18 protein-coding genes are annotated in these 21,478 nt (G+C 60.9%); 5 read left to right on the top strand and 13 right to left on the bottom strand.

Going from position 1 to position 21,478, the window contains the following annotated elements:
* Nucleotides 1-45: 45 nt before the first annotated feature.
* The 3 genes from pheT to radC form a co-directional block, all read right to left on the bottom strand.
* Entirely contained in the window at nt 46-2,481 is a 2,436-nt protein-coding gene (gene pheT / locus LGH70_RS20045) for a phenylalanine--tRNA ligase subunit beta (protein ID WP_226189414.1), read from the bottom strand.
* A 125-nt stretch (nt 2,482-2,606) separates the two neighbouring features.
* Nucleotides 2,607-3,248, bottom strand: coding sequence for a DUF1684 domain-containing protein (locus LGH70_RS20040; RefSeq protein ID WP_226189413.1), 642 nt, complete (start codon nt 3,246-3,248; stop codon nt 2,607-2,609).
* 78 nt (nt 3,249-3,326) lie between these two features.
* Nucleotides 3,327-4,025, bottom strand: coding sequence for a RadC family protein (gene radC / locus LGH70_RS20035; RefSeq protein WP_226189524.1), 699 nt, complete (start codon nt 4,023-4,025; stop codon nt 3,327-3,329).
* A 160-nt stretch (nt 4,026-4,185) separates the two neighbouring features.
* Between radC and LGH70_RS20030 the strand changes: the two genes are divergently transcribed.
* The 5 genes from LGH70_RS20030 to LGH70_RS20010 all read left to right on the top strand — a co-directional run bounded on the left by LGH70_RS20030 (nt 4,186) and on the right by LGH70_RS20010 (nt 8,767).
* Entirely contained in the window at nt 4,186-5,445 is a 1,260-nt protein-coding gene (locus LGH70_RS20030) for a metallophosphoesterase (RefSeq protein WP_226189411.1), read from the top strand.
* Between the two features lie 151 nt (nt 5,446-5,596).
* On the top strand, nt 5,597-6,265 hold the full coding sequence (locus LGH70_RS20025) for a hypothetical protein (protein ID WP_226189410.1): 669 nt from the start codon (nt 5,597-5,599) through the stop codon (nt 6,263-6,265).
* Between the two features lie 367 nt (nt 6,266-6,632).
* Nucleotides 6,633-7,295: a carboxypeptidase-like regulatory domain-containing protein gene (locus LGH70_RS20020; protein WP_226189408.1), complete on the top strand. Its 663-nt coding sequence runs from the start codon at nt 6,633-6,635 to the stop codon at nt 7,293-7,295.
* 164 nt (nt 7,296-7,459) lie between these two features.
* Nucleotides 7,460-8,374, top strand: coding sequence for a UV DNA damage repair endonuclease UvsE (uvsE, locus tag LGH70_RS20015; RefSeq protein WP_226189405.1), 915 nt, complete (start codon nt 7,460-7,462; stop codon nt 8,372-8,374).
* Nucleotides 8,375-8,410: 36 nt separating this feature from the next.
* Nucleotides 8,411-8,767 carry a hypothetical protein gene (locus LGH70_RS20010; protein WP_226189403.1) on the top strand — a complete coding sequence of 119 codons (357 nt, stop codon included), beginning with the start codon at nt 8,411-8,413 and terminating at the stop codon, nt 8,765-8,767.
* Between the two features lie 151 nt (nt 8,768-8,918).
* On the opposite strand, the gene LGH70_RS20005 is transcribed toward LGH70_RS20010, so the two are convergent.
* The 10 genes from LGH70_RS20005 to LGH70_RS19960 all read right to left on the bottom strand — a co-directional run bounded on the left by LGH70_RS20005 (nt 8,919) and on the right by LGH70_RS19960 (nt 21,423).
* Nucleotides 8,919-9,488 carry a hypothetical protein gene (locus tag LGH70_RS20005; RefSeq protein ID WP_226189400.1) on the bottom strand — a complete coding sequence of 190 codons (570 nt, stop codon included), beginning with the start codon at nt 9,486-9,488 and terminating at the stop codon, nt 8,919-8,921.
* Nucleotides 9,489-9,679: 191 nt separating this feature from the next.
* Nucleotides 9,680-10,738, bottom strand: coding sequence for an aldose epimerase family protein (locus LGH70_RS20000; protein ID WP_226189398.1), 1,059 nt, complete (start codon nt 10,736-10,738; stop codon nt 9,680-9,682).
* A 46-nt stretch (nt 10,739-10,784) separates the two neighbouring features.
* Nucleotides 10,785-12,704, bottom strand: a complete 1,920-nt coding sequence (locus LGH70_RS19995) for a DUF294 nucleotidyltransferase-like domain-containing protein (protein WP_226189396.1) — start codon at nt 12,702-12,704, stop codon at nt 10,785-10,787.
* A gap of 1 nt (nt 12,705) precedes the next feature.
* The gene (locus tag LGH70_RS19990; protein ID WP_226189393.1) at nt 12,706-13,410 is read right to left on the bottom strand and encodes a 3'-5' exonuclease; all 705 of its coding nucleotides are present in this window, start codon (nt 13,408-13,410) and stop codon (nt 12,706-12,708) included.
* A gap of 91 nt (nt 13,411-13,501) precedes the next feature.
* On the bottom strand, nt 13,502-14,539 hold the full coding sequence (locus LGH70_RS19985) for a pectinesterase family protein (RefSeq protein WP_226189392.1): 1,038 nt from the start codon (nt 14,537-14,539) through the stop codon (nt 13,502-13,504).
* Nucleotides 14,540-14,647: 108 nt separating this feature from the next.
* The gene (locus LGH70_RS19980) at nt 14,648-15,601 is read right to left on the bottom strand and encodes a pectinesterase family protein (RefSeq protein ID WP_226189391.1); all 954 of its coding nucleotides are present in this window, start codon (nt 15,599-15,601) and stop codon (nt 14,648-14,650) included.
* On the bottom strand, nt 15,598-16,416 hold the full coding sequence (locus tag LGH70_RS19975) for a rhamnogalacturonan acetylesterase (protein ID WP_226189389.1): 819 nt from the start codon (nt 16,414-16,416) through the stop codon (nt 15,598-15,600). Before LGH70_RS19975 ends, LGH70_RS19980 begins: the two co-directional genes overlap by 4 nt.
* A gap of 11 nt (nt 16,417-16,427) precedes the next feature.
* Nucleotides 16,428-17,210: a rhamnogalacturonan acetylesterase gene (locus LGH70_RS19970; protein ID WP_226189388.1), complete on the bottom strand. Its 783-nt coding sequence runs from the start codon at nt 17,208-17,210 to the stop codon at nt 16,428-16,430.
* Nucleotides 17,211-17,504: 294 nt separating this feature from the next.
* Nucleotides 17,505-19,187: a sodium/sugar symporter gene (locus LGH70_RS19965; protein ID WP_226189387.1), complete on the bottom strand. Its 1,683-nt coding sequence runs from the start codon at nt 19,185-19,187 to the stop codon at nt 17,505-17,507.
* 244 nt (nt 19,188-19,431) lie between these two features.
* Nucleotides 19,432-21,423, bottom strand: a complete 1,992-nt coding sequence (locus LGH70_RS19960; protein ID WP_226189385.1) for an alpha/beta hydrolase family protein — start codon at nt 21,421-21,423, stop codon at nt 19,432-19,434.
* Nucleotides 21,424-21,478: the final 55 nt, after the last annotated feature.

Below are 21,478 nucleotides of genomic sequence, written 5' to 3'. Positions count from 1 at the left end.
TAGGGATGCTTCGACAAGCTCAGCATGACGTCCCTATTAACCGTTCTACCGCCGGATAACGGCGCCAGCCTGCTTCTCAAACTGACCAATGAGGCGCTGCATGACGCCATCGATGGCCTGCTCGGTCAGGGTTTGGGTCGGGTCCTGCAGGGTGAAGCTTACAGAGTACGACTTCTTGCCGGCACCCAGGTTTTCGCCCTCATACACGTCGAACACGTTCACGCTTTGCAGCAGTTTTTTCTCGGTGCGCTGGGCAATCTGGCGGAGCTGGTCGAAAGTCACAGTCCGGTCGACGACCAGGGAAAGGTCGCGGCGCACCTCGGGAAATTTGGCCAGCTCCTTGGCCGTGAGCGTGTTCTTGTACTTCTTCATCAGCCAATCCCAATCCAGCTCGGCGTACCACACGGGCTGGCTCACGTCCATTCGTTTCAAAATGGCGGGTGATACGGCCCCAAGGTGAGCTACCGGCTGGTTCTGAGCCAGCAGCGTGAGGCCGCCGGCCAGATACGGGTGCTGCACCGGCTGAGAAGCGGACTGGGCAAAGCCGAACGAGGCCAGCACCTGCTGCACGGCGGCGGCCAGCTGGTGAAAAGTCGTTTTGTCGGACTTCTGCTGCCAGGTTTCGGCGGTAGTGTTGCCGCTCAGGAAGATGACGAGCTTGTTCTTCTCGGTGTACTTGCCCTCGGCTTCGCGGTGGTAGGTTTTGCCAAACTCGTAGAGCTTCAGGTCGCGCTGCCGGCGGTTAACGTTGTAGCGGATGATTTCCAGGCCCGAGTGCAGCATGGTGGAGCGCATCACGTTCAGGTCGGCGCTGTTGAAGTTGAGCACCGGCACCAGGGTTTCGTCCTTTTCGCCTTCTTTCTCGAAGTAGAGCGAGTTGGTCAGGGAGTTGGTGATGATTTCCGAAAAGCCCTGGCCGCTGAGCAGGCGGGCCGTGTTCTGGCGCAGCACCTCGGGGTCGGGGTTCGGAAACTTGGCCAGGTAAGAAGCCGAGTTGTGGGGCCGCAGCGCCACGTGGTTGTAGCCGTAGATGCGCAGAATTTCCTCAATCACGTCGGCCTCGCGGGTCACGTCCACCTTGTGCGGGGGCACGCTCAGAATCCACTCGGTGTGGCCGGCGGCATCGGTGCTTTCCTCACTGATGAGAATGTCGAGGTCGGTGAGAATCTGGCGGATTCGCTCGGGGGCAATGAACTGGCCCACGAGCCGCTCGACGCGGGGCAGGCGCAGGCGCACCGGCGTGTGGCTGATGGGCGCAGGGTACTCATCCACGATGGGCGCGGCAATGGTAGCACCGGCCACTTCCTGCAGCAGCAAGGCGGCGCGCTTCAACGCTACGGGCACCATGTGCGGGTCGGTGCCCCGCTCGAAGCGGAACGACGCGTCGGTTTTGAGCTGGTGCACCTGGGAGCTTTTGCGCACCGCAGCCGGCTGGAAGTAGGCGCTTTCCAGGAACACGCGGGTGGTAGCCTCCGACACGCCGGAAGTTTTGCCCCCGAACACGCCAGCCAGGGCCATGGGCGCACCGTTGGCATCGGCAATAACCAGGTCGGCGCCTTTCAACGTCCGCTCGGTGCCGTCCAGGGTCGTGAACTTCTCCCCTTCCGCGGCCCGCTTCACAATGATTTTGTTGCCCGTAATCTGGTCGGCGTCGAAGGCGTGCAAGGGCTGGCCCAGCTCGTGCAGCACGAAGTTGGTCACGTCCACCACATTGTTGATGGGCGACAAACCGATGCTGCGCATGCGGCGCTGCAGCCACTCCGGCGACGGGCCTACTGTTACATTCTCCAGCAGCAGACCGGCGTAGCGCGGGCTGGCTTCGGCATCCTGGATTTCCACGGCAATGTTCTGCGCAGCCGAGGCCGGGGCGTGGAACTGGCTGATGTCGGGCAGCTGGCAGGGCTGGCGCAACAGGGCGCGCAGCTCCCGGGCCACGCCGTAGTGGGAGGCCGCGTCGGCCCGGTTGGGGGTCAGGCCGATTTCGTAGACCGAGTCGGAGCCCAGGCCGAAGTAGTCGGCGGCGGGCGTGCCGTTGGGCAGCGCAGTGTCCAGCACCATAATGCCGGCGTGCGACTGGCCCAGCCCGATTTCATCCTCGGCGCAAATCATGCCCTCGGAGGCAGCCCCGCGAATCTTGGACTTTTTGATTTTGAACGGCTCCCCACTGCTGGGGTACAGCATGGCGCCTTCCAGGGCCACCACCACGCGCTGGCCGGCGGCCACGTTGGGAGCGCCGCACACAATCTGGCGGGGCGTGGCGTCGCCCACGTCCACGGTGGTCAGGCTGAGCTTGTCGGCGTCGGGGTGCCGCTCGCAGGTGAGCACCGTGCCCAGCACCACACCGCGCAGGCCACCGGGGATGCTTTCCAGCTCCTCGATTCCCTCTACTTCCAGGCCGGAGCCGGTGAGCAGCTGGCCGAGTTCCACGGCGGGTTTGTCGGTCGGAATCAGGGTGCGGAGCCAGTCGAGGGATATTTTCATCTTAGTTGTTGATTGCTAATGGCTGCTTGTTGATTGCTGGGGCTTGTTGAATGAATTAACAATCACCCATCAGCCATCAACTACACCAAGCGGCAAAGGTACGGATTCGGGCGGGCGGCAAAAAGCTAGTGTGAATGACCGGTATGGTCGATTTCCGGAAAGCTTTTTTCCCCGGCCGGCACGGGCACCACCAGGCGGTTATCGGCGGGCGGCACGGGGCAGGCATACTCGTTGTTGTAGGCGCAGAACGGGTTATAGGCCGCGTTGAAGTCGAGCACTACTTGCTTGTCCTTCTCGGCCGGCAGGGCAATATCGAGGTAGCGGCCCCCGCCGTAGGTGTCGAAGCCGTTGGTTTTGTCGGTGAAGGGCACGAACAGCTCGGGCTTGTCATCGTTGACCTTTAGCAGCAAGACTAGCTGCTGGGGTTGCTGATTGAGCTCAAACGTGGCCTTGCCCCAGCGCAGGTACTGGTCGGCTTTGCCATCGGTGAGCGGTATGGCGATGGTATCGGGGGTGGCAAAACGCTCCAGTTTGGCCGTAATACGGAACGCCTTATCGGGGGCGTAGTAGCGCAGCGAGTCGAAATGGTCGCGCTGCTCGGCGTTCAGGGGCGAGTCTTTGGCGCGCCGGAACGAGTTGTTTTTCTCGGTGCGGGCTTTCTGAATGCCGGTGGCGTACTGGTCGTGGCCCAGCACAATATCCTGCAGGAAGTAGGCAAGGATGAGCAGGAAGCCCAGGCCAATGAAAATTTTGGGGTTGATGCGCATAGTAAGGGCAAAAGTAGCGCCTCGCGGGCAAAGCTGCCGCGTTGCCCACACCTGCCGCATCAGACGAGCCTGCTTGCTCTACAGGATGTTTTCGTCGGCGAAGCTGTAGTAGCCGTGGTCGGTGTAGATGAGGTGGTCCAGAATAGGCAGATCCAGAAACTGCCCGCCTTCCTTCAGCTTACGGGTCAGGGCAATGTCGGCGGCCGAGGGCTGGCGGTTGCCGCTGGGGTGGTTGTGCACCAGGATAATGCTGCTGGCCAGCTGCTCCAGGGCTTCCTTGAAAATCATCTTGGGGTCGGCCACGGTGCCGGCCACGCCCCCGCTGCTGACGGCGGTTTTGCGCATCACCACGTTGGCCCGGTTCAATAGGATCACCCAGAACTCCTCGTGGGGCAGATCCTGCAGGTTGGGCCGCACCAGGTTGTAGATGTCGAGGGAGCTGGTGATGGTGGTGCGGGCCGCGGCGGCCGTTTCCTTGCGGCGGCGGCCCAGCTCCAGAGCCGCCACGATGGTAATGGCCTTGGCCTCGCCTATGCCTTTATGGCGCATCAGATCCTTTATCGACAAGCGCGCCAATTCGTTCAGATCATTCTTAACGGCCGCCAGAATCAGCTTGGCCACGTCTACGGCCGAGAGCTTGGCCGTACCCGAACCGAGCAGAATGGCCATCAATTCGGCGTCGGAAAGGGCTGTGCGGCCCTTCTGCATAAGCTTTTCGCGGGGTCGGTCTTCCTCGGCCCAGCTCTTGATGCTGAAGCTGGTCGGGGTCTGGTACATAACGGGGGTAATTGATTCTTCGGACAGATTGTCAAACGATTCCATCTGGTATTGGTGTTGTAGAGCGTAACGGATAAAGTATAACGAGGCGTAATTCGTCTGGTAAAGTAGGCAGCGGCAGCCAAACCTTCGGTGCTCCGCGGCAGTTTCTCCTTTCATTATGCAAAGAATCATCACCAGCGCGCTGTTTGTCGTGCTTTTATTGGGTGTCGACTGGTACGTGTTTCAGGCCGTGCGCACCGTCAGCCAGGGCGCTTCGGCGGCTACCCAGCGTTTCATTACCATCGGCTACTGGCTGCTCACCATCATTTCCCTGCTCGGCATTCTGTGGATGGCCGCCATGCGGGGCACGCCGCCCACCCTGACGCGCACCTACCTGACCAGCGCCATTATGGTGCTGTTTGTCTCGAAGCTGGTGGTTGTGCTGTTTCTGCTCGTCGATGACGCGGGCCGGCTGGTGCGCTTCATGGCCTCCAAGTTTGGCGCCAAGCCCGACCCGCTCGGCAACGGCGGGCCCGGCATTTCGCGCAGCCAGTTTCTGAACCGCATGGCCCTGGTGGCGGGCGGCATTCCGTTCGCGGCCCTGATCTGGGGCATGATAAAGGGCGCTACCGATTACCAGGTGAAGCGCGTCGTGCTCAATTTCCCGAACCTGCCCGCCTCGTTCGACGGCTTCAAGCTGCTCCAGATTTCGGATCTGCACACCGGCAGCTTCAACGCCGACCCCGAGCCGCTGGAGCGCGCCGTGGCCCTGATCAACAAGCAGCAGGCCGACCTGGTCTTCATGACTGGTGACCTGGTGAATAACGTGGCCACGGAAGTGGAGCCCCACATCGAGACGCTGGCCAAGATTCAGTCGAAGCTGCCGATATACTCGGTCCTGGGCAACCACGACTACGCCGACTACGTGGACTGGACCGACCTGGGCGGGCCGGCGGCCAAGCAGGCCAACCTGGACCGCATCAAGCAGAACCACGCCAAAATCGGCTGGAAGCTGATGATGGACGAAAGCCACACGATTGAGCGCAACGGCGAGAAAATAGCGGTGCTGGGCGTGCAGAACTGGGGGGCCCAGATGCGCTTTCCCAAGTACGGCAACCTGGCTCAGGCCCACGCCGGCAGCGGCGACGCCCCGTTCAAAATCCTGCTCAGCCACGACCCCTCGCACTGGGAAGCCCAGGTGCTAGAATACCCCGACATCGACCTTACGCTCTCGGGCCACACCCACGGCATGCAGTTCGGCGTCAACCTGTCGTTTCTGAAGTGGAGCCCGGTGCAGTACGTGTACAAGCAGTGGGCGGGCCTCTATTCCAAGGGCAAGCAGCACCTGTACGTGAATACCGGGCTGGGCTTTATCGGCTACCCCGGCCGGGTGGGTTTCCTGCCCGAAATCACCGTATTTGAGCTGCGCCGGGCGTAGCAGAACAATTTATTTCCGGAGAAAAAGCGGCTAGGATTATTCCTAGTCGCTTTTTTTATTTCCCTAGTTTACCTGGCAGTAACCGAGGAGTTTGGAGGAGCGTATATGCCGCATCAGTTTCTGATTTCTCTCACAACCGACTCTCTAGACCATGAAAAATTCACTTTTGCTGTTGTCGTGTGCCGCTGCACTGACCATGGCCTCCTGCTCGCAGGAAAAAACCACCGAAACGACCGATACCACCATCACCACCGACGGCTCGGCGGGCACCGCCATGAACACCGGCGACATGGACACTCAGTACCGGAACCGCGCCAATACCATTGCCACCAAAATGGCTTCGGACATGAAAATCGAGGATACAGCCACGGTGTCGCGGGTGCGCACGGCCTACTACAACCGCTCGCGCCGTTTGGCCGAGCTGCGCAACCAGTATACCTCAGACACCACGGGCATGGCCGCCGCCATGCGTGAGGCCAACATGGAAACCGACTCGGAGTTCAAGACCATCTTCACCGAGCCCACCCAGTACCAGGCTTACGAAACCAACCGCTCGGCCTACGACGAGTCGAATTACATGGACGACAACTCGGCTATGTCATCTTCGGCGGATATGAGCACTACAGCCGATATGAGCACCACCACGGAAACCTCCACGACCACCTCAACCGACAACTCGGCCGCGGCCAGCACCCAGATGGGCGGCACGCAGGTTGAAAAGCTTAAAGCCAAGGGCTCCGACGGCAGCAAGCTGAAAGTGAAGGAAGACGGCAAGATGAAGGTGAAAGACGCCGACGGCAACAAGACCAAAACAGAGTAGTCGTTGCGGTTTAGCGCCCCTTATTGAAAAGCCCGGTCTACCAGACCGGGCTTTTCTGTTGTACCAGTATCTGTGTGGACAGCAAGTGAAAATGCTGCTCTTCGGCTTCATTGCGCGTCATGTCTTTTGCTGGTCGACACATGAAGCTCTGGTGGTTTACCGTCCGCACAGCCTAGAACATATTCCGGACTGGGTTGCATGAATGGCAGAAAGTAGCGGCGGCAGGTCGGCATCCGGTTTCAGGATGCACCTTTGCGCATAACTTTTCGTTGGCTAAGCGCTTCCGGCTGCAACGGTAGCGGGTATTTTTGGCTCAGTAGTTGGCTGCTTCGCGGCAGTTTTCCCTTGTTTGTGCTTTGTGAATAATTTGGTTCGATTACGTCATTCTATCCACCCCAAGCGGGTGCTTTCCCTGCTGGTAGCGTTGTGGCTGCTGGTCGGCTCGGCAGCGGCGCAGGTGCGCGTCACCGGCACCGTGTCGGAGGCAAAGGGCCGGCAGCCGATTCCCGGGGCCGCAGTGCTTGTGCAAGGCACCAACCGCGGCGCCGTAGCCAACGGCGAAGGCGACTTCAGCATCAGCGTGTCCAACACCGATACGCTTGTGTTCCGGGCCGTGGGCTTCAAGCCCCAGCGCCTGCCGCTGGGCCGCACCGGCCTAGCCCAGATTGTGGTGCAGATTTACATGGTGCGCGACAGTATCCAGCTGGGCGAAGTGCGCATTCAGGAGGGCCGCCCCGACCGGGCCGTGATTAACCGGGCCTTGCGCAACGTGCGCCGCCCTACCCCGCCGGCCAATGCCGTGCGAAGGGCGCCCCCGCCCAAGCCCCTGTTCCCGGTCGATACCATTGCGCCCCGCATGCCCGTCCCGACACTGGCCAGCCCAATTAGCCTGATCTACGACCAGTTTTCGCGCGAGGGCCAGCAGCGCCGTAAGATGGAGGAGATTCAGGCCCAGGAAAAAGCCATCCAGGCCGAAAAAGCCCGCCAGAAATACAACAAGAACTTCAAGGATAACACCGGCTACGAATGAGGAATGTGCTGAAGTGCTGCTGTGGGTAATGTGCTCGTGTCCTTGCGAGGCGCAGCCGAAGCACCCGCAGGACACATTTTCACATTTCAACACATTATCCACATTAGCACTTCAGCACATTAATCCTTCACAACTTCACTTCTGCCCCGTCGTAAACCCAGGGTATGAGAATCGGATATCCCTGCGTCAATGAATCCCTGGATTGCACCTCGTCGGCCACGTTTCGGCTGGCTTCCTACTCCGATGAGCGGGTAGAGCTGGCCGTGGCTGGCAACCTGCTGTGTCTGCAGCGCATTCTGGAGTACAATGTGGCGCACGGGCTGCGCTTTTTCCGCATCAGCTCGGGCATCGTGCCCTTTGGTTCCCACCCCATCAACACCTTCCCGTGGCAGACGCGCTTTGCCGCCGAGTTTCGCGCCATCGGCGACTACGTGAAGGCCCAGCACATGCGCATCTCGTTTCACCCCGACCAGTTTGTGGTGCTCAACTCGCCCAGCGAGGATATTGTGCAGCGCAGCGTGGCCGAGCTAGTGTATCAGGGCTCGATGCTGGATTTGATGGAGCTCGACAGCACGGCCAAGCTCCAGATTCACGTCGGGGGCCTCTACGGCGACCGGGACCTGGCCATCAGCCGCTTTATTGCCACCTACCGCGAGTTGCCTACGGAAGTGCAGCGGCGGCTGGTGATTGAAAACGATGACCGCCTGTTCAGCCTGCGCGACTGTCTGCGGGTACATGAGGCCGTGGGCATCCCGATTCTGTTTGACAACTTTCACCACGAGTGCCTCAACCACGGCGAGTCGATGGCCGAGGCCCTGCGCTTGGCGGCCGGCACCTGGCACCCCGAGCGCGACGGTGTGATGATGATGGACTACAGCTCGCAGCAGCTAGGCGAGCGGAAAGGCAAGCACACCAGCACGCTGGAGGAAGACCTGTTCCGCGAGTTCCTAACCCACCTGCACGGCCTCGACGTCGATATCATGCTCGAAATAAAGGACAAGGAGGCCAGCGCCTGCCGGGCCGTGAGCGTGCTGCGTGAGCTGCAGCTGGTAGCCGCCGAAGCCGCTACCCTGTCCTGAACCCACTCAAACTTTCCACAGTATTTACTCTCCTCAATGGCAAATGACACCCTTCCCCAGAACCATCTGGCCGATACGATTCAGGCCCTGAAAAAAGGCCTCACCAGCATTCCGCTCAGCGCGGCCATGGACAATACCGAAGCCTGGCAGCAAGAGTTTCTGCAGAGCGGCATTCCGGCCCTGCAGGACATAGCCCGCGAAATAGGCAACCTGCAGTCCTTACTAACGGCCCCCAAGATTGATGGTCCGGCCGTGGGCCGCGCCCTGAGCTTGCTGGGTTCCCAGACCACGCAGTTTGCCTTCCAGGCCACGGCCGACCAGCAAGCCGATGTCCGCTCCATCGGCGACCTGCTGCTGCGGCTGGGCACGGAGCTGCAGGGCCAACCGGCGTAAGCGGCAGCCTCCACGGAAAAAGCCCACCTGCACAATGCGGGTGGGCTTTTTTCTGCGCTTAGCTCTCATGGCATCCTTAGTTTTATCCACCAAAAAGCCCCTGCTATACAGGATAGCAAGGGCTTTTTAGAATGAGGGTTCCGACGTGGAATTACATGCCGGGCTTGGTTTTAGCCTTGGCCTTCATGTTGTCGTCCTTGGTCTTGATTTTGCCTTTTTTATCGGCTTTGGTTTTCATCTTGCCGCTTTCCATGGCGCCTTCGCTCATAGTAGCACCCGAGGTAGTACCGGTGCTCATCGAGCCCGAGCCCGATGTGGTACCGGTGCTCATGGTGCCGGTGCCCGAGGTGGTGCCCATCGTGCCGCTACCGCTGGTAGTGCCCGTGTTCATCGTACCGGAGGTAGTGCCGGTGCCCATAGTTCCCGACGTGGTGCCGGTGTTCATGGTGCCTGAGGTCGTGCCGGTACCCATGGTGCCGGACGTGGTGCCGGTATTCATGGTACCGCTGGTGGTACCCGTGTTCATCGTGCCCGACGTGGTGCCGGTGTTCATCGTGCCGCTAGTCGAGGCGCCGCTCGTCATCGAGCCGCTCGTCATGGAGCCGGAAGTGCTGGTACCCGAGGTGCTGGTACCGGAAGTAGTAGAGCCTGAAGTAGTTTGAGCCGAAGCCGAAGTGATACCAGCGGCAACAAGAGCGGCGAGAGCAAAAGCAGTTTTCATAGTGAGAGATTTTGAAGGTAGAAAGGATTTTACCGTCCTGTGGGACTGGGACGGTAGAGCCTCTTACGGGGAAAACTCCTCGGGTGTTGAAAATTAGCCGCTCACCCCCCGGATTTCTTCCGGGCTGACTGGACGCGCCTCCTGCCAAATCCGGCCTGGCCCTTATGCCAGGCCGCTTTTAAAGCGGCCATTTACTGCCGCACGCCAAACGTGTAAATGGTGGTTGACTGCAGCGTTTGGCCCGGCTGCAGCGTGGTGCTGGGGAAGCCGGGCTGGTTGGGCGAGTCGGGGAAGTGCTGGGTTTCTAGGCAGAAGCCGGCGTGCTTGCCGTATACCGTGCCGCCTTTGCCGCGGAGGCTGCCATCGAGGAAGTTGCCGGTGTAGAACTGCACGCCGGGCTCGGTGGTCGTGACTTGCAGCGTGCGGCCCGAGGCAAAGTCGTATACCAGGGCGGCCACGTGCAGCTCTCCGGCGCGGGCTTGGCTCAGCACCCAGTTGTGGTCGTAGCCGCCGGGCACCTCGGCTATGCGGGCCCCGATGTAGCGCGGGCTGCTGAAGTCGAAGGGCGTGCCGGGCACGGGGCGCAGCTCGCCGGTCGGAATCAGCGTATCGTCGACGACGGTATAGCGGCTGGCGTGCAGCGTTACCTCGTGCTCCAGCACATCCTCGCTCTGCCCCAGGCTCAGGTTGAAGTAGCTGTGGTTGGTCAGGTTGACGGGCGTGGCTTTGTCGGTGGTGGCCGAGTAGTCGATGCGCAGCTCGTTCCGGTCGGTCAGCGTGTACACGGCCGTTACCTGCAGGTTGCCGGGGTAGCCTTCCTCGCCGTCCTTGCTCAGGTATTTGAGCGTGAGCGTCGGCCCGTCGGCCGAGGTACCGGGCTCAGCCTGCCACACCACCTTGTCGAAACCCTTGGGCCCGCCGTGCAGGTGGTTGGGGCCGTTGTTGGTAGCCAGGGTGTACTCCTTGCCGTCGAGCGTGAACTTGCCGCCTTTGATGCGGTTGCCGAAGCGGCCAATCAGGGCTCCGAAATAAGGTCCGGCTTTCTGGTATTCCGGGCTCTGGTAGCCGCTCACGTCGTCGAAGCCCAGCACGATGTCGCCCAGCTGCCCGCTCTTATCGGGCGTCAGCAGGCTGGTCACCGTGCCGCCGTAGTTGGTGATGCTCACCTGCACGCCCTGGGCGTTGCGGAGGGTGTAGAGCTGCACTTCGGTGCCGTCTTGGGTGTGGCCGAAGGAAGAAATCGTTGACATAGCAGGCAGATTTCGGGAGAAGATAAGTAGCCGGATGGCTTCTGGGTTACAGCGTTTTGGCGAAGCCCACCTTGATTTTGAGTTGAAAGTCGCCGATAACCTTGAAGATTTCCTTCAGGCTTACTTCCTCCACCCGGGTCAGGGTTTTGGGGTCAATGTAGTTATCGGGCCGGGTTTTGTCGCTGATGATCTGCACCGCCTGCTTTTTCAGGCGCATGCCCATCAGGTAGTAGTACGACTGCAGCAGCTCGTGGTACTCCTTGTCGGAAAACACGCCCTGCTCCTTCAGGGCCGCCAGCCGCTCGCCGGTGTTGGTCAGGAAGATGCGGTGCTTCAGGGCGTAGATGCGGGCCAGATCCACGATGGGCGTCATGGTTTTCTTCAGGTTGAAAACCTGCTGCGTACCCACGGTGAAGGTGCGGATATTGCGGAAAAACGTGAGCGGAGGCTCAAACTGCAGGGCATTGATGGCCATGTAGTAGAAAAACCGGTCGTGGGGCACCTGCAGCTGCTCACTTAGAAATGCCTGCAGCTCCTCCATAATGGTGGCGTCGCCGTAGAGGTAGCGGCAGTCGAAAAAGGCCGCGAACTGCATTACCGCCTCGGGGTTCGACTCGTTCATCCACTCGGTGTAGCTGCGCTTCCAGTGCGAGAGGGAATGCGTCCATTTGGGGTTTTTGGCCATGAAGCCGCCCTCGCAGAAGCTGAAGCCGATGGCGTTGAGCTGGTCGGAAACGTGCTCGGCAAACTGCTTGAAGTAAGCCCGCACGGCCTCGCGCTGCTCGTTGGCCTTGTCTTCGTAGATGATGGCGTTGTCCTGGTCCGTAAGCAGGGTTTGCTCCTTGCGCCCTTCGCTGCCCAGCACCATAAACACGAACCGGGCCGGCGGCGGCCCCATTTCCTGAATCACGCCCTCGATGACCTTCAGGGCAATAGTATCGGACACGCTGGTGATGAGCTGGTTCACAATTTCGGGCTTCACCCCGCGGTCCAGCAGCTGATACACCATGTCGGGCACCTGCTCCCAGCGCCGCCGCAGCTCCTGTCCCGACACGGCCTGCTTCACCGACTGGATAAAGATAAACGGCGACTGAGCCTGGTCGCTGAGCAGCTTGTTGCGGCTCACAAACCCGACGTACCCACTGGCGTCGTCGCGCACGAGCAGGTAGCGGGTTTTGGTCTGGAACATGAGCAGGATGGCCTCATACACAAAGGCCTGGGTGCTGATGCTGACCACCGGCGCATCCATAATGGTGCTGACCGGCTGGCGCGCATCGGCCAGGCCGGCCACCACTTTGTCGCGCAGGGTAATGTCGGTGACGTAGCCGCTGATGGCGCCGCCGCTGCCATTGTCATCGGCGGTGATGAAGTAGCAGCTGGTGCGGGCTTCGGCCATGCGGCGAGCCACTTCGTGAATGGGCGTGGAGCCGGGGCAGGACACTATCTCGCGCAGCTCCACGGCTTCGAGGCGGCGCGAGTAGAGCTGGTCGGAGGCCAGGTAGTTCTGGGCCGGGCCTCCCTGGTTGAGCTTCACGAAGTGCGCGTACTCGTCGTCGAGCATGCGCTGGCCGTACTTGGTAGTAAAATGCTCGAAGAAGCCGGGATACGCCTGGCACAGGGCCCGGAAGTCGCGGCGGTGCAGGAAGTAGATCTTGGTGCCCTTCTTGGCCAGCACCGTGCGCAGGGAGCGTTTCTTGTTGAGCAGCACCGAAATGCCGCCGTAGCAGCAGCCCGCCCCGCAGTGCTCCACCAGGCGCCGGTTCTGCTGGCTGTCGTAGAAAAACGTTTCGTACTCGCCTTCCACCACGATATCAATACCGCGCAGCTTCGAAACGTCCTGCATGTAGATGATGGCCTCGCGCGGGTGGGTCACTTCTTCCAGCAGATCGGCAATTTCGCGGAGCACGTCTTCGGGCAGCAGGTCGAAGGGCTTGACGGTGCGCAGGAAGTCTATGCGTTCGGTCATATCAGAAGAATAAGAGGTAGGCCGCCAGCAAAAGCGCCAGCCCCAGTAGCAACGCGGCAAGTATAACCCAATGGTTGGGGTTGGCCGCAAGGCCCGGCCGGCGCAGCGGCGCCTGGGCGGCAATGGTCTGGTCGGTGATGTCACCTTTGCGCCACAGCTCAAAAAAGCAACGGGCCGTGGCGTAGGCATCCACGCGGGCATCGTGCTGCCGCTCCAGGGGCTCGTGAAACAGGCGCTCATACAGCTCGCCCAGGCGCAGGTAGCCCTGCTGCCCGGGCCGCACGAAGCGGCTGGTGGTGAGCATGGTGCAGAAGGTAGGCAGCACGTCGAGCGGATTTTCGAGGCCGGCCCGGTAGAAGCCCACGCCTAGCATATGAAAGTCGAGCTTCATGAAGTGGGCCACTACCAGCGGCTCGTAGCGCAGCAAATCCTGATAGAGCAGGCGCAGCACCTCGTGGCGGGGCCGGCCGTGCGCCAGCAGAAACTCCCGCGTGAGACCGTGCACGCCGATGGAGGCGGGACTCAGGTCGTAGTCGCTGGGCAGGATGTAGTGGTTTTCGGCCTTGATTTCCTGTCCGTCGCGGGAGTAGAGTACCCAGGCCAGCTGGGCAATGTGGGGCCAGTTGCCCAGCACCGAATACGGTTGGTTCCAGTCCTGGGGGATGCCGGAGGTTTCGGTATCGACGAACAGCACATACTCTCTCACGGCGTTCTTACAGCAATTGTAGGCGTAGCGCAAGATAGCAGCGCAAACCGCAACCACTGGCCCCGCGCGGCTAAAGTTCGCACCAGCAGGCTCACTTTCTTACCGGTTCCCACCCTTCGCCGCCGGCGAAGATGTTTTTTAGCGTGTACTTTTTGGCTTCCTTGGCCGTGAGCTGGTGGGCCCACTTCACCCGCTCCTGGGCGTTGGCACCGGGCCCGGTAGACTTGTACTCGGCGTAGCACACCGTCTTTTCATTCTCGGGGTTGCGCCAGTTGTCCCAGCCGGCGGGTGTAATGTGGGCACCCAGCTCGCAGTTGATAAACACCGTTTTGGCGTGGGGCCGCCAAGGCCGCCCCAGGTACACTTTCTTGGCGTCGTCGGTGGCCGTGAGCTTGCAGTTGAGCAGCACGTAGCCATATTTCTGGTGGGCCGTGGTAGAAGCCGCCGTGATGTAGGAATTGCGCTTGCTACGCAGCTCGCAGCCCTCAAATACCACGGTAGCGGTGCCAAACAGGAAGTCGGTGGTGCCCTCGATGTAGCAGTTCTGGTAGTACTGGCGGCTGCTTTCCACGGCCGTATACAGCGTGTCTTGGTGGCCCAGCAGGCGGCAGTTGCGGAAGGTGGCCCGGTCGCCTTCCACGTGCAGGGCCACGGCCTGCCCCACCGGCCCGGCCGAGTTTTCGAAGGTGATGTTCTCGGCCGTGAAGTCGTTGGCCTGCACCAGCACCGTGTGGGACGTGTAGGTGCTGTGCTTCTGCGCGTCGCCGGAGTAGTCGCCGAAGGTGATGACGACGCCCGTGCTGCTCTCGCCCAGCAGCGTGACGTGCGTCTTGTGGGAGGGCACCACCAGCTTTTCGCGGTAAATGCCGTTTTTGATAAAGATGGTCACCGTCACCTGCGACAAGTCCCGGGAGGCATTCACGGCCTCCTGCACGGTGCGGTAGTCGCCCGAGCCGTCCTGGGCCACGGTCATGCGCGTGACCTGAGGCGGAGCGGGTGCCGGGGCCGGTTTGGCCGGAGCAGGTGAAGCCGGCGGGGCAGTTGCCGGAGCCGGGGGCGTAGTCTGGGCGTGCAGAGCCGTAGCACCGACCAGCAAGGCGGCCGTCAGCAGAAGGCGAGGAAAGGACATGGTGAAAGAATCTGGGCGGATAGAAAGTCAGCGCAACCTGTCTTCTTATTTTTCATCACAGCAAGTAAGGAGACAACTCACGTCTGCAAGCCGAAGCTGAAGGGGCTGCTAGTTTTTGCTTGGGTCCCAGTTGCGGAGCACCTTCTCGCGGGTGTAGGCCTGGGCCTGCTCATCGGTGAGCTGATGGCTCCAGGCGACGCGCTGCTTGGGCCGGGCACCTTTGCCTTTGTTCTGGTACTCGGCGTAATAGGCGGTCTGCTTGTTGGTTTCCTTGCCCCAATGGTCCCAGCCGACGGCCGCAATCTGCTCGCCCAGCTCACAGTTGATGAACACGGTTTTGGCATAAGGCCGCCAGGGCCGGCCCAGCATAAAGGAACCGGCCGGAGCGTCGCCCGTGAGGCGGCAGTTCCGGAACACGTAGCCGTAGCGGGTGCTGTCGGGGGTCGAAGCGGCCGTGACGTAGCCCCCACCCTTCTTGCAGAAGATGGTGCAGTCCTCGAAAAAGGCCGTACTGGAGCCGAAGATAAAGTCGACGGTGCCCTCGATGTAGCAGTTCTGGTAGTACTGGCGGCTGCCGTAGCCGTAGGTGTAGAGCGTATCCTGGAAGCCTAGGAAGCGGCAGTTGCGGAAGCGGGCTTTGTCGCCGGCCACCCACACGGCCACGGCCTGCCCCACCGGCCCCGATGAGTTCTGGAAGGTGAGGTTCTCGGCCGAGAAGTCGGTGCCATAGATGTAGATGCTCGACGAGCCCGAGGTGCCCTTGTCTTCGCCAAAGATGTTCTTCTTCTGGTTGTAGTCGTCGTAAGTCAGGATGGTTTGCTCCCGATCCTCACCAATGATTGTAACCAGATTCTTGGAGCCGGCCAGAATAAGCTTCTCCTTATACACACCCTTCTTGATGAAGATGGTGGTGACTTTCTTGCGGAAGTCGGGCACGGCGTTGAAGGCTTCCTGCACCGTGCGGTACTGCCCCGAGCCATCCTGGGCCACCACAAAGTCGTAGCCAAAGGCGCGGCCGGTGAGCAGCCCCAGCAGAAAAAGCAGGCTCAGTAGTTTCCTCATGGCGTGGTGGGTTGGGCATCTTTACCGGTAGCCGCGGGCGGTACGGCGTTCTTGGCGGTAGGCCTGGCCATACGCTCCGAGAGCAGCGGCAGCTTCTGGGCTACCACCTGGCTTACCACCAACTGGGCCATCTTACGGGCGCCCAGCTCGCTGAAGTGGGTGTTGTCCTGGCGGCCGTAGGGGTAGTTGGGATGGTCGCCGGGCTCCAATTGCAGAAATAGCAGCTTGGAGTTTTCCACGCCGAATTGCTGCAACAGCTCCCGGCTCATCTTATCCAGATCAATCAGGGGCACTTTGTATTCCCTGGCCACGTCCGTGGTGGCAGCGGAATAGGCCGCGTGGGTTTCCTGCTGTTTGCCTTGCTTATCGAATTTGCGGCGCGTGACGGGCGTAATCAGCACCGGGTTGCCCTTCCTGGCCCGCGTCTCGGTCACAAACTTGATGAGGTTTTTGCGGTAGTCAGCGGGTGAGGTGTAGCGGTCCGGATGCGCCTCCGACTCGTCGTTGTGGCCAAACTGAATGAAGACGTAGTCGCCTTCCTGCAGGGCATCCACAATGGGCTGCCAGCGGTTTTCGGCCAGAAAAGTGCGGGTGCTGCGGCCGTTCTGGGCGCGGTTGTCCACCACCACTGTCGAGTCGAAAAACGTGGACAACGGCATGCCCCAGCCGGTTTCGGGGAAGGTCTGCTTGATTTTCTGGGCAATGGTGGAGTCGCCAATCAGGTAGAGCTTGATTTTCTTGGGTGTCGCCCCGGTGAAGGCCAGCATCAGCAGCAACGCCAGCGGCCAGACGCGTTTCAGGAGGGGTGTCTGCATAGTTAGTCGGGTTAGCGGGCCTGGGCGTCCACGGTTTTCTTCACTTCGCGCTTCACAATACGATTAGCCAGCTCCAGCTGGAGCGTGCGGATATCGGCCAGCACCAGTTGGGCCACTTTACGGGCGCCCAGCTCGCTGAAGTGGGTGTTATCGTCGCGGCCGGCGGGGTAGTTGGGGTGCTCCCCGGGGGCCAGATGGTTGAAGAGCAGCTTGGAATTCTCGACTCCGAACTGCTGCAACAGGGCCTGACTTTCCGCGTCCAGATCAATCAGGGCTACCTTTTGCTCCTGGGCCACGGCCCGCACGAGGGCGGCATACGCGCTGTGGGTTCCTTCTACCTTGCCGGCCGCGTCGAACTTGCGGCGCGCCACGGGCGTGAGCAGCACCGGCGTAGCCTTTTTGGCGCGGGTTTCGGTAACGAAGCGCGTCAGGTTGGCTTTGAAGTCGGCCTCGGGCGTGTAATTGGCTTTGGTCGGCACCTCGTCGTTGTGCCCGAACTGGATGAAGACGTAGTCGCCGGCCCTGAGGTCCTGAGCCACGGGCTGCCAGCGGTTTTCGGCCAGGAACGACTTGGTGCTGCGGCCGTTCTGGGCGCGGTTGTCCACTGTCACAGTTTCGTCGAAGAAGTAGCGAAAGGGCATGCCCCAGCCGGTTTCGGGAAAGGCCTTTTCCTCCTTGTTCGACATGGTAGAGTCGCCGATAAGGTAGACTTTAATGGTAGCAGGCGGCCCGGTGAAGGCCAGCAGCGCCAGCAGGCCAAAACCCGCCGCCACGGAAAGCACACGATGCATCATGCCGGGGAAGTAGAAAGTGAAATTGCCAACGTACCACGCGCTTCCCAAGGGGCAGCCGGGCTCACAGAAGCTCTGCAACGAAGTACGCGTTTCAGCAAGTAAGGCCAATTTGCGGCCAGGAAAAGCCCGTTCCGGGATTATAGTTGCGCAAACGTTACCGGGAACGTTGCCAAGCCAGCGCAGCAGGCAGTTCTAAGTACCACAGACAACATCCCAACGAAAAAGGGCGGCTGCACCATCGTGCAGCCGCCCTTTTTCACGGAAACGAAGCTAGGGGCTTTTCGCCGGCTCCGCTTACCAGTAGATCGTGTAGAGCGCCGTCAGCAGGACGGCAATGACCATGGCGCCGATAGTGAAGCTGCGCTGGGGCTTGAACATGCTGGCATCGACCTCCAGGCCTTTCGCTACGACGCCGCGGCTGGTTTCAAACAGGCTGATAATTACCATCACGACGATGCATATAACGAATACGAAGCCCATCCGGTCGAGGAAGGGAATTTCGTAGACGCCAGCCTGGCTTTTCACCGCGAAGCCCAGGGGTGCCAGGAACGACAGATCGACCAGGCCGGGCAGGAACTTAAACATGATGGAGAGCAGGAAGCCACCAATGGTGGCAAACAGGGCCGCGTTGGACGTCGTCTTTTTCCAGAAGAAGCCCAGGATGAACATGGCAAAAATACCCGGCGACACGAAGCCCGTGTACTCCTGAATGTACTGGAAGCCGCCTTTCTTGTCGATACCCAGGTGGGGCGCAATCAGCACGCCCAGAATCATGGCCACCACAACGGCAATCTTACCTACCAGCACCAGCTTCTTCTCGGAAGCATCCTGGTTGAGCACTTTCTTGTAGATGTCAAGGGTGAAAATGGTGGCAATGGAGTTGGCTTTGCCGGCCAGGGAAGCTACTACTGCCGCCGTGAGGGCCGCAAACGACAGGCCTTTCAGACCCACGGGCAGAATGTTGAGCAGCACGGGGTAGGCGCGGTCGGGGTTCAGCTCGCCGTCCTGCATCATCTCGCCGCTGAACACGTCCTGCTTGTAGAGTACGTAGGCCGCAATGCCGGGCAGTACCACGATAACGGGCATCAACAGCTTGAGGAAAGCAGCAAACAGGATACCGGCGCGGGCTGTGGGCAAATCGGCTCCCAGCGCCCGTTGCGTGATGTACTGGTTGCAACCCCAGTAGTTCAGGTTCACAATCCACATGCCGCCGAGCAGCACGGTGAGGCCCGGCAGGTCAATAAAGTTGGGATTGTCCTGGTCGAAGATCATCTGGAAGTGGTCGGCGGCCTGGTCCTGCATCAGCTTGAAGCCGCTGATTACGCCCGACTGCCCGTAGTGGTCAGCCACCATGTCGAGGGCCAGGTAGGTAGTGGCCAGGCCGCCCAGAATCAGGAAGAACACCTGAATTACGTCCGTAAAGCCGATTACCTTCATGCCACCCAGCGTGATGATGACGGCAAAAACGGCCAGCGCGTACATGCAGAACGTCAGGTTCAGGCCGGCAATGCTACTGATGGCAATGGCGCCCAGGTACAGAATCGAGGTCAGGTTGACGACCACGTAGAGCATCAGCCAGAAGATGGCCATAATCATGGCTACCGTGCCGTTGTAGCGCTGGTGCAGAAACTGGGGCATCGTGAAGATGTGGTTCTTCAGATACACCGGAATAAAGAACACGGCCACGATAATCAGCGTCAGGGCCGCCATCCATTCGTAGGTGGCAATGGCCAGGCCCATCTTGAAGCCCGAGCCCGACATGCCCACAAACTGCTCGGCCGAGATGTTGGAAGCAATGAGCGAGGAGCCGATGGCCCACCACGTCAGGGAGCCTTCGGCCAAGAAATAGTCCTTGGAGTCACCTTCTATCGTGCCGTCGTGGCCGGTTTTGCGGCGGTAAATCCAGATGCCATAGCCCGAGACAATCAGGAAATAGACAAAGAATACAATGTAATCAAGCGTGGCGAGTTGGTTCATTGAAGACGGTGAAAGAGTAGATAAGGAAAGGCGGAGGACGGAGCCCACAGAAGCCCCGCGCGGAAAAGCTCGGCTAAAGCTAGCTTTCTGGACCCTGAGTTCCAGCCTTCGAACCCGAAATAAAGCGTTTAAAACCGGTTTGCCCCCGCTAACAGGCCAAAAAAACTACCGTAAACGTTTGCATAGGCTCCACCTGCGTGCCTGGTTTTCGGGGCACCTCTGCCCCACTGCTGCTTCTTCGGCGTCAGGGGGTTGCAACCGATTGCAGGCGCCCGGGGCCCAGCGCGGCGGCCAGCTCCGGCAAATCGTAGCGCCGCAGCACGCCCGGCAGCACGAGCGAGTACCAGTCGCGGGCGGTGGGCTGCTCCAGTACCTGCTGAAACGAAGTGAGGCCGGCGCCGGTCCACAGGCGGGCAATGCGGGGTGTGAGAACGGCCGCGTGCAAAGCCACCGGCGCGGCGCGGCCGGTAGCATACACCTCTACCGGGGCGGCGCGCAGGCGCGGCTCCTGCCCCACGAAGCCCAGGGCCATGAACACATCCACTACGCGCTGGCCCAGCAGCGGCTGGCCTACGTGCAGGGCCAGCAGGGCGTTGCGGTACTCCCGGTTGTAGAATTTCTTGTCGTTGAACTGCTCCGGGTCGGTGGTTTCGCCCAGGCCGCGCAGGTCGGTGAGCAGCACCGCGTAATTCTGGCGCAGGTAGCCGGCCAGCAGACCGGTGCTGTCGGCCAGGGTGCGCTTGCCCTGCTCGGGCAGCCACAGCACTACTTTTGTCACGGGAGCCTCGCCGAGGGGCAGGGCCAGCAGGGCGGGCAGCGGCACCTGCCCCGCGCGGCGGATGATGAGCTTGCGTAGGGCCACGTTGTCTTTACCCAGCACGGTTTCCTTCCACTCCACTGCCACGGGCGCCTCCAGCTGGGCCGGCAACTGGAGCTGCTGACGAATAAGACCGGGCAACGCTTCCGGGCGGTTTTTCCGGCGCCCCGAAGCCAGCTGCCGGGCCAGGGTCAGGTTGCGCTCCGGGATAGTCAGCTCATCTTTGAACGTGGTGGTTACCTGTCCCGAGCTGGTAGACCACAGTTCCTCGGGCTTCAGCGTAGCCAGCTTGCCTTCCGGCACCGGACGCGGGTCGTTATACAGCCACTGCCGAAACCATTGCACCGCGGCCTCCCGCTTGGGCTGCGAGATGCCGTGGCCGTCGTCGTAGGTAAACAGGCTAACTTTTTCTTCCTGCCCGAAGCCGTGGTACACCTGTTTTACTTCCGCGTAGGCATCCTGGATGAGGCCGTAGTCCACGAAGTCGAAGCGGCCGGCCAGAATCTGCAGGGGCCGGGGCGCAAACATGATAGGCCAGTCGGCCACGTCGAGGCGGGCTTGGCCGGCTCCAGGAATCATCACGCAGCCGTCGGAGGGGCCGGTCAGCTCCAGCACCCGCTCGCCGCTGGCCACGTAGCTGCACAGCGCGGCCACCTTCACCCGCTCATCGTAGCCCAGGAGGTAGGCCGTCTGGGTGGCGCCGCCCGAGTTGCCCAGCGCCCCAATTCGCTCAGTATCCACCTCGGGCCGGGTTAGCAGGTAGTCGAGGCCACGCACGTTGTCCCAGAGCTGGTCGGCAATGGTGCTGGTGCCGACCAGCGCCGACTCCTCGTTCAGCAAGGTGTGCTCGGTGGTACCGCCGCGGGTCAGGGGCTTGCCTTCAGGGCCTACCAGCTGATACCGCTCACCCTGCGAAATCGGGTCGATGACCAGCACTACAAAGCCGTTTTTAGCGAATAGAATGGCGGTTTTCTGGTAAGATTCGGTGGCTTTGGACTCGGCTTCGTGCCCGCAGAGCAGCAGCACGCCCGGCAACTTGCCCGCCGCGTTGGCGGGCACATAGAGGTTGGCCGTCACGCGGTGGCGGGGCGTGCTGGCGTACACCACTTTTTCGATGCGGTACCCGTCGCGGGGTAGCGTGCCGGTAATCTGGGCCCGGAGCGGGGTGCGGGCCGGCAGTGGCCCCAGCAGGCGGCGGTAGCGGGCCCGCACACTGTCGCGGTAGGCCCGCACGCCGGCCTCCGACTGCCCGGCCCGGGCCAGATCTGTGCGGCGTGTGGCATACTGGTCCCGCATCTGCTGCACCAGGGCGGTGTTCAACGACACGTTGGCCTTCCAGTCGAGCACATCGTAAGGCTTCTGTGCCCGAACGGCATACGCGCTCAGCAGGCTCAGTATCGTCAGCAGGAAGTTTTTCATAGTCTACTGTAAGCTTAGCGTAATCAGAGGAACGCATTTACCACAAAAAAGCCCG

The sequence above is a fragment of the Hymenobacter nitidus genome (assembly GCF_020447315.1).
In the GTDB taxonomy this organism is placed as follows: Bacteria; Bacteroidota; Bacteroidia; order Cytophagales; family Hymenobacteraceae; genus Hymenobacter; species Hymenobacter nitidus.
This window is presented reverse-complemented; position numbering and strand designations above follow the sequence as displayed.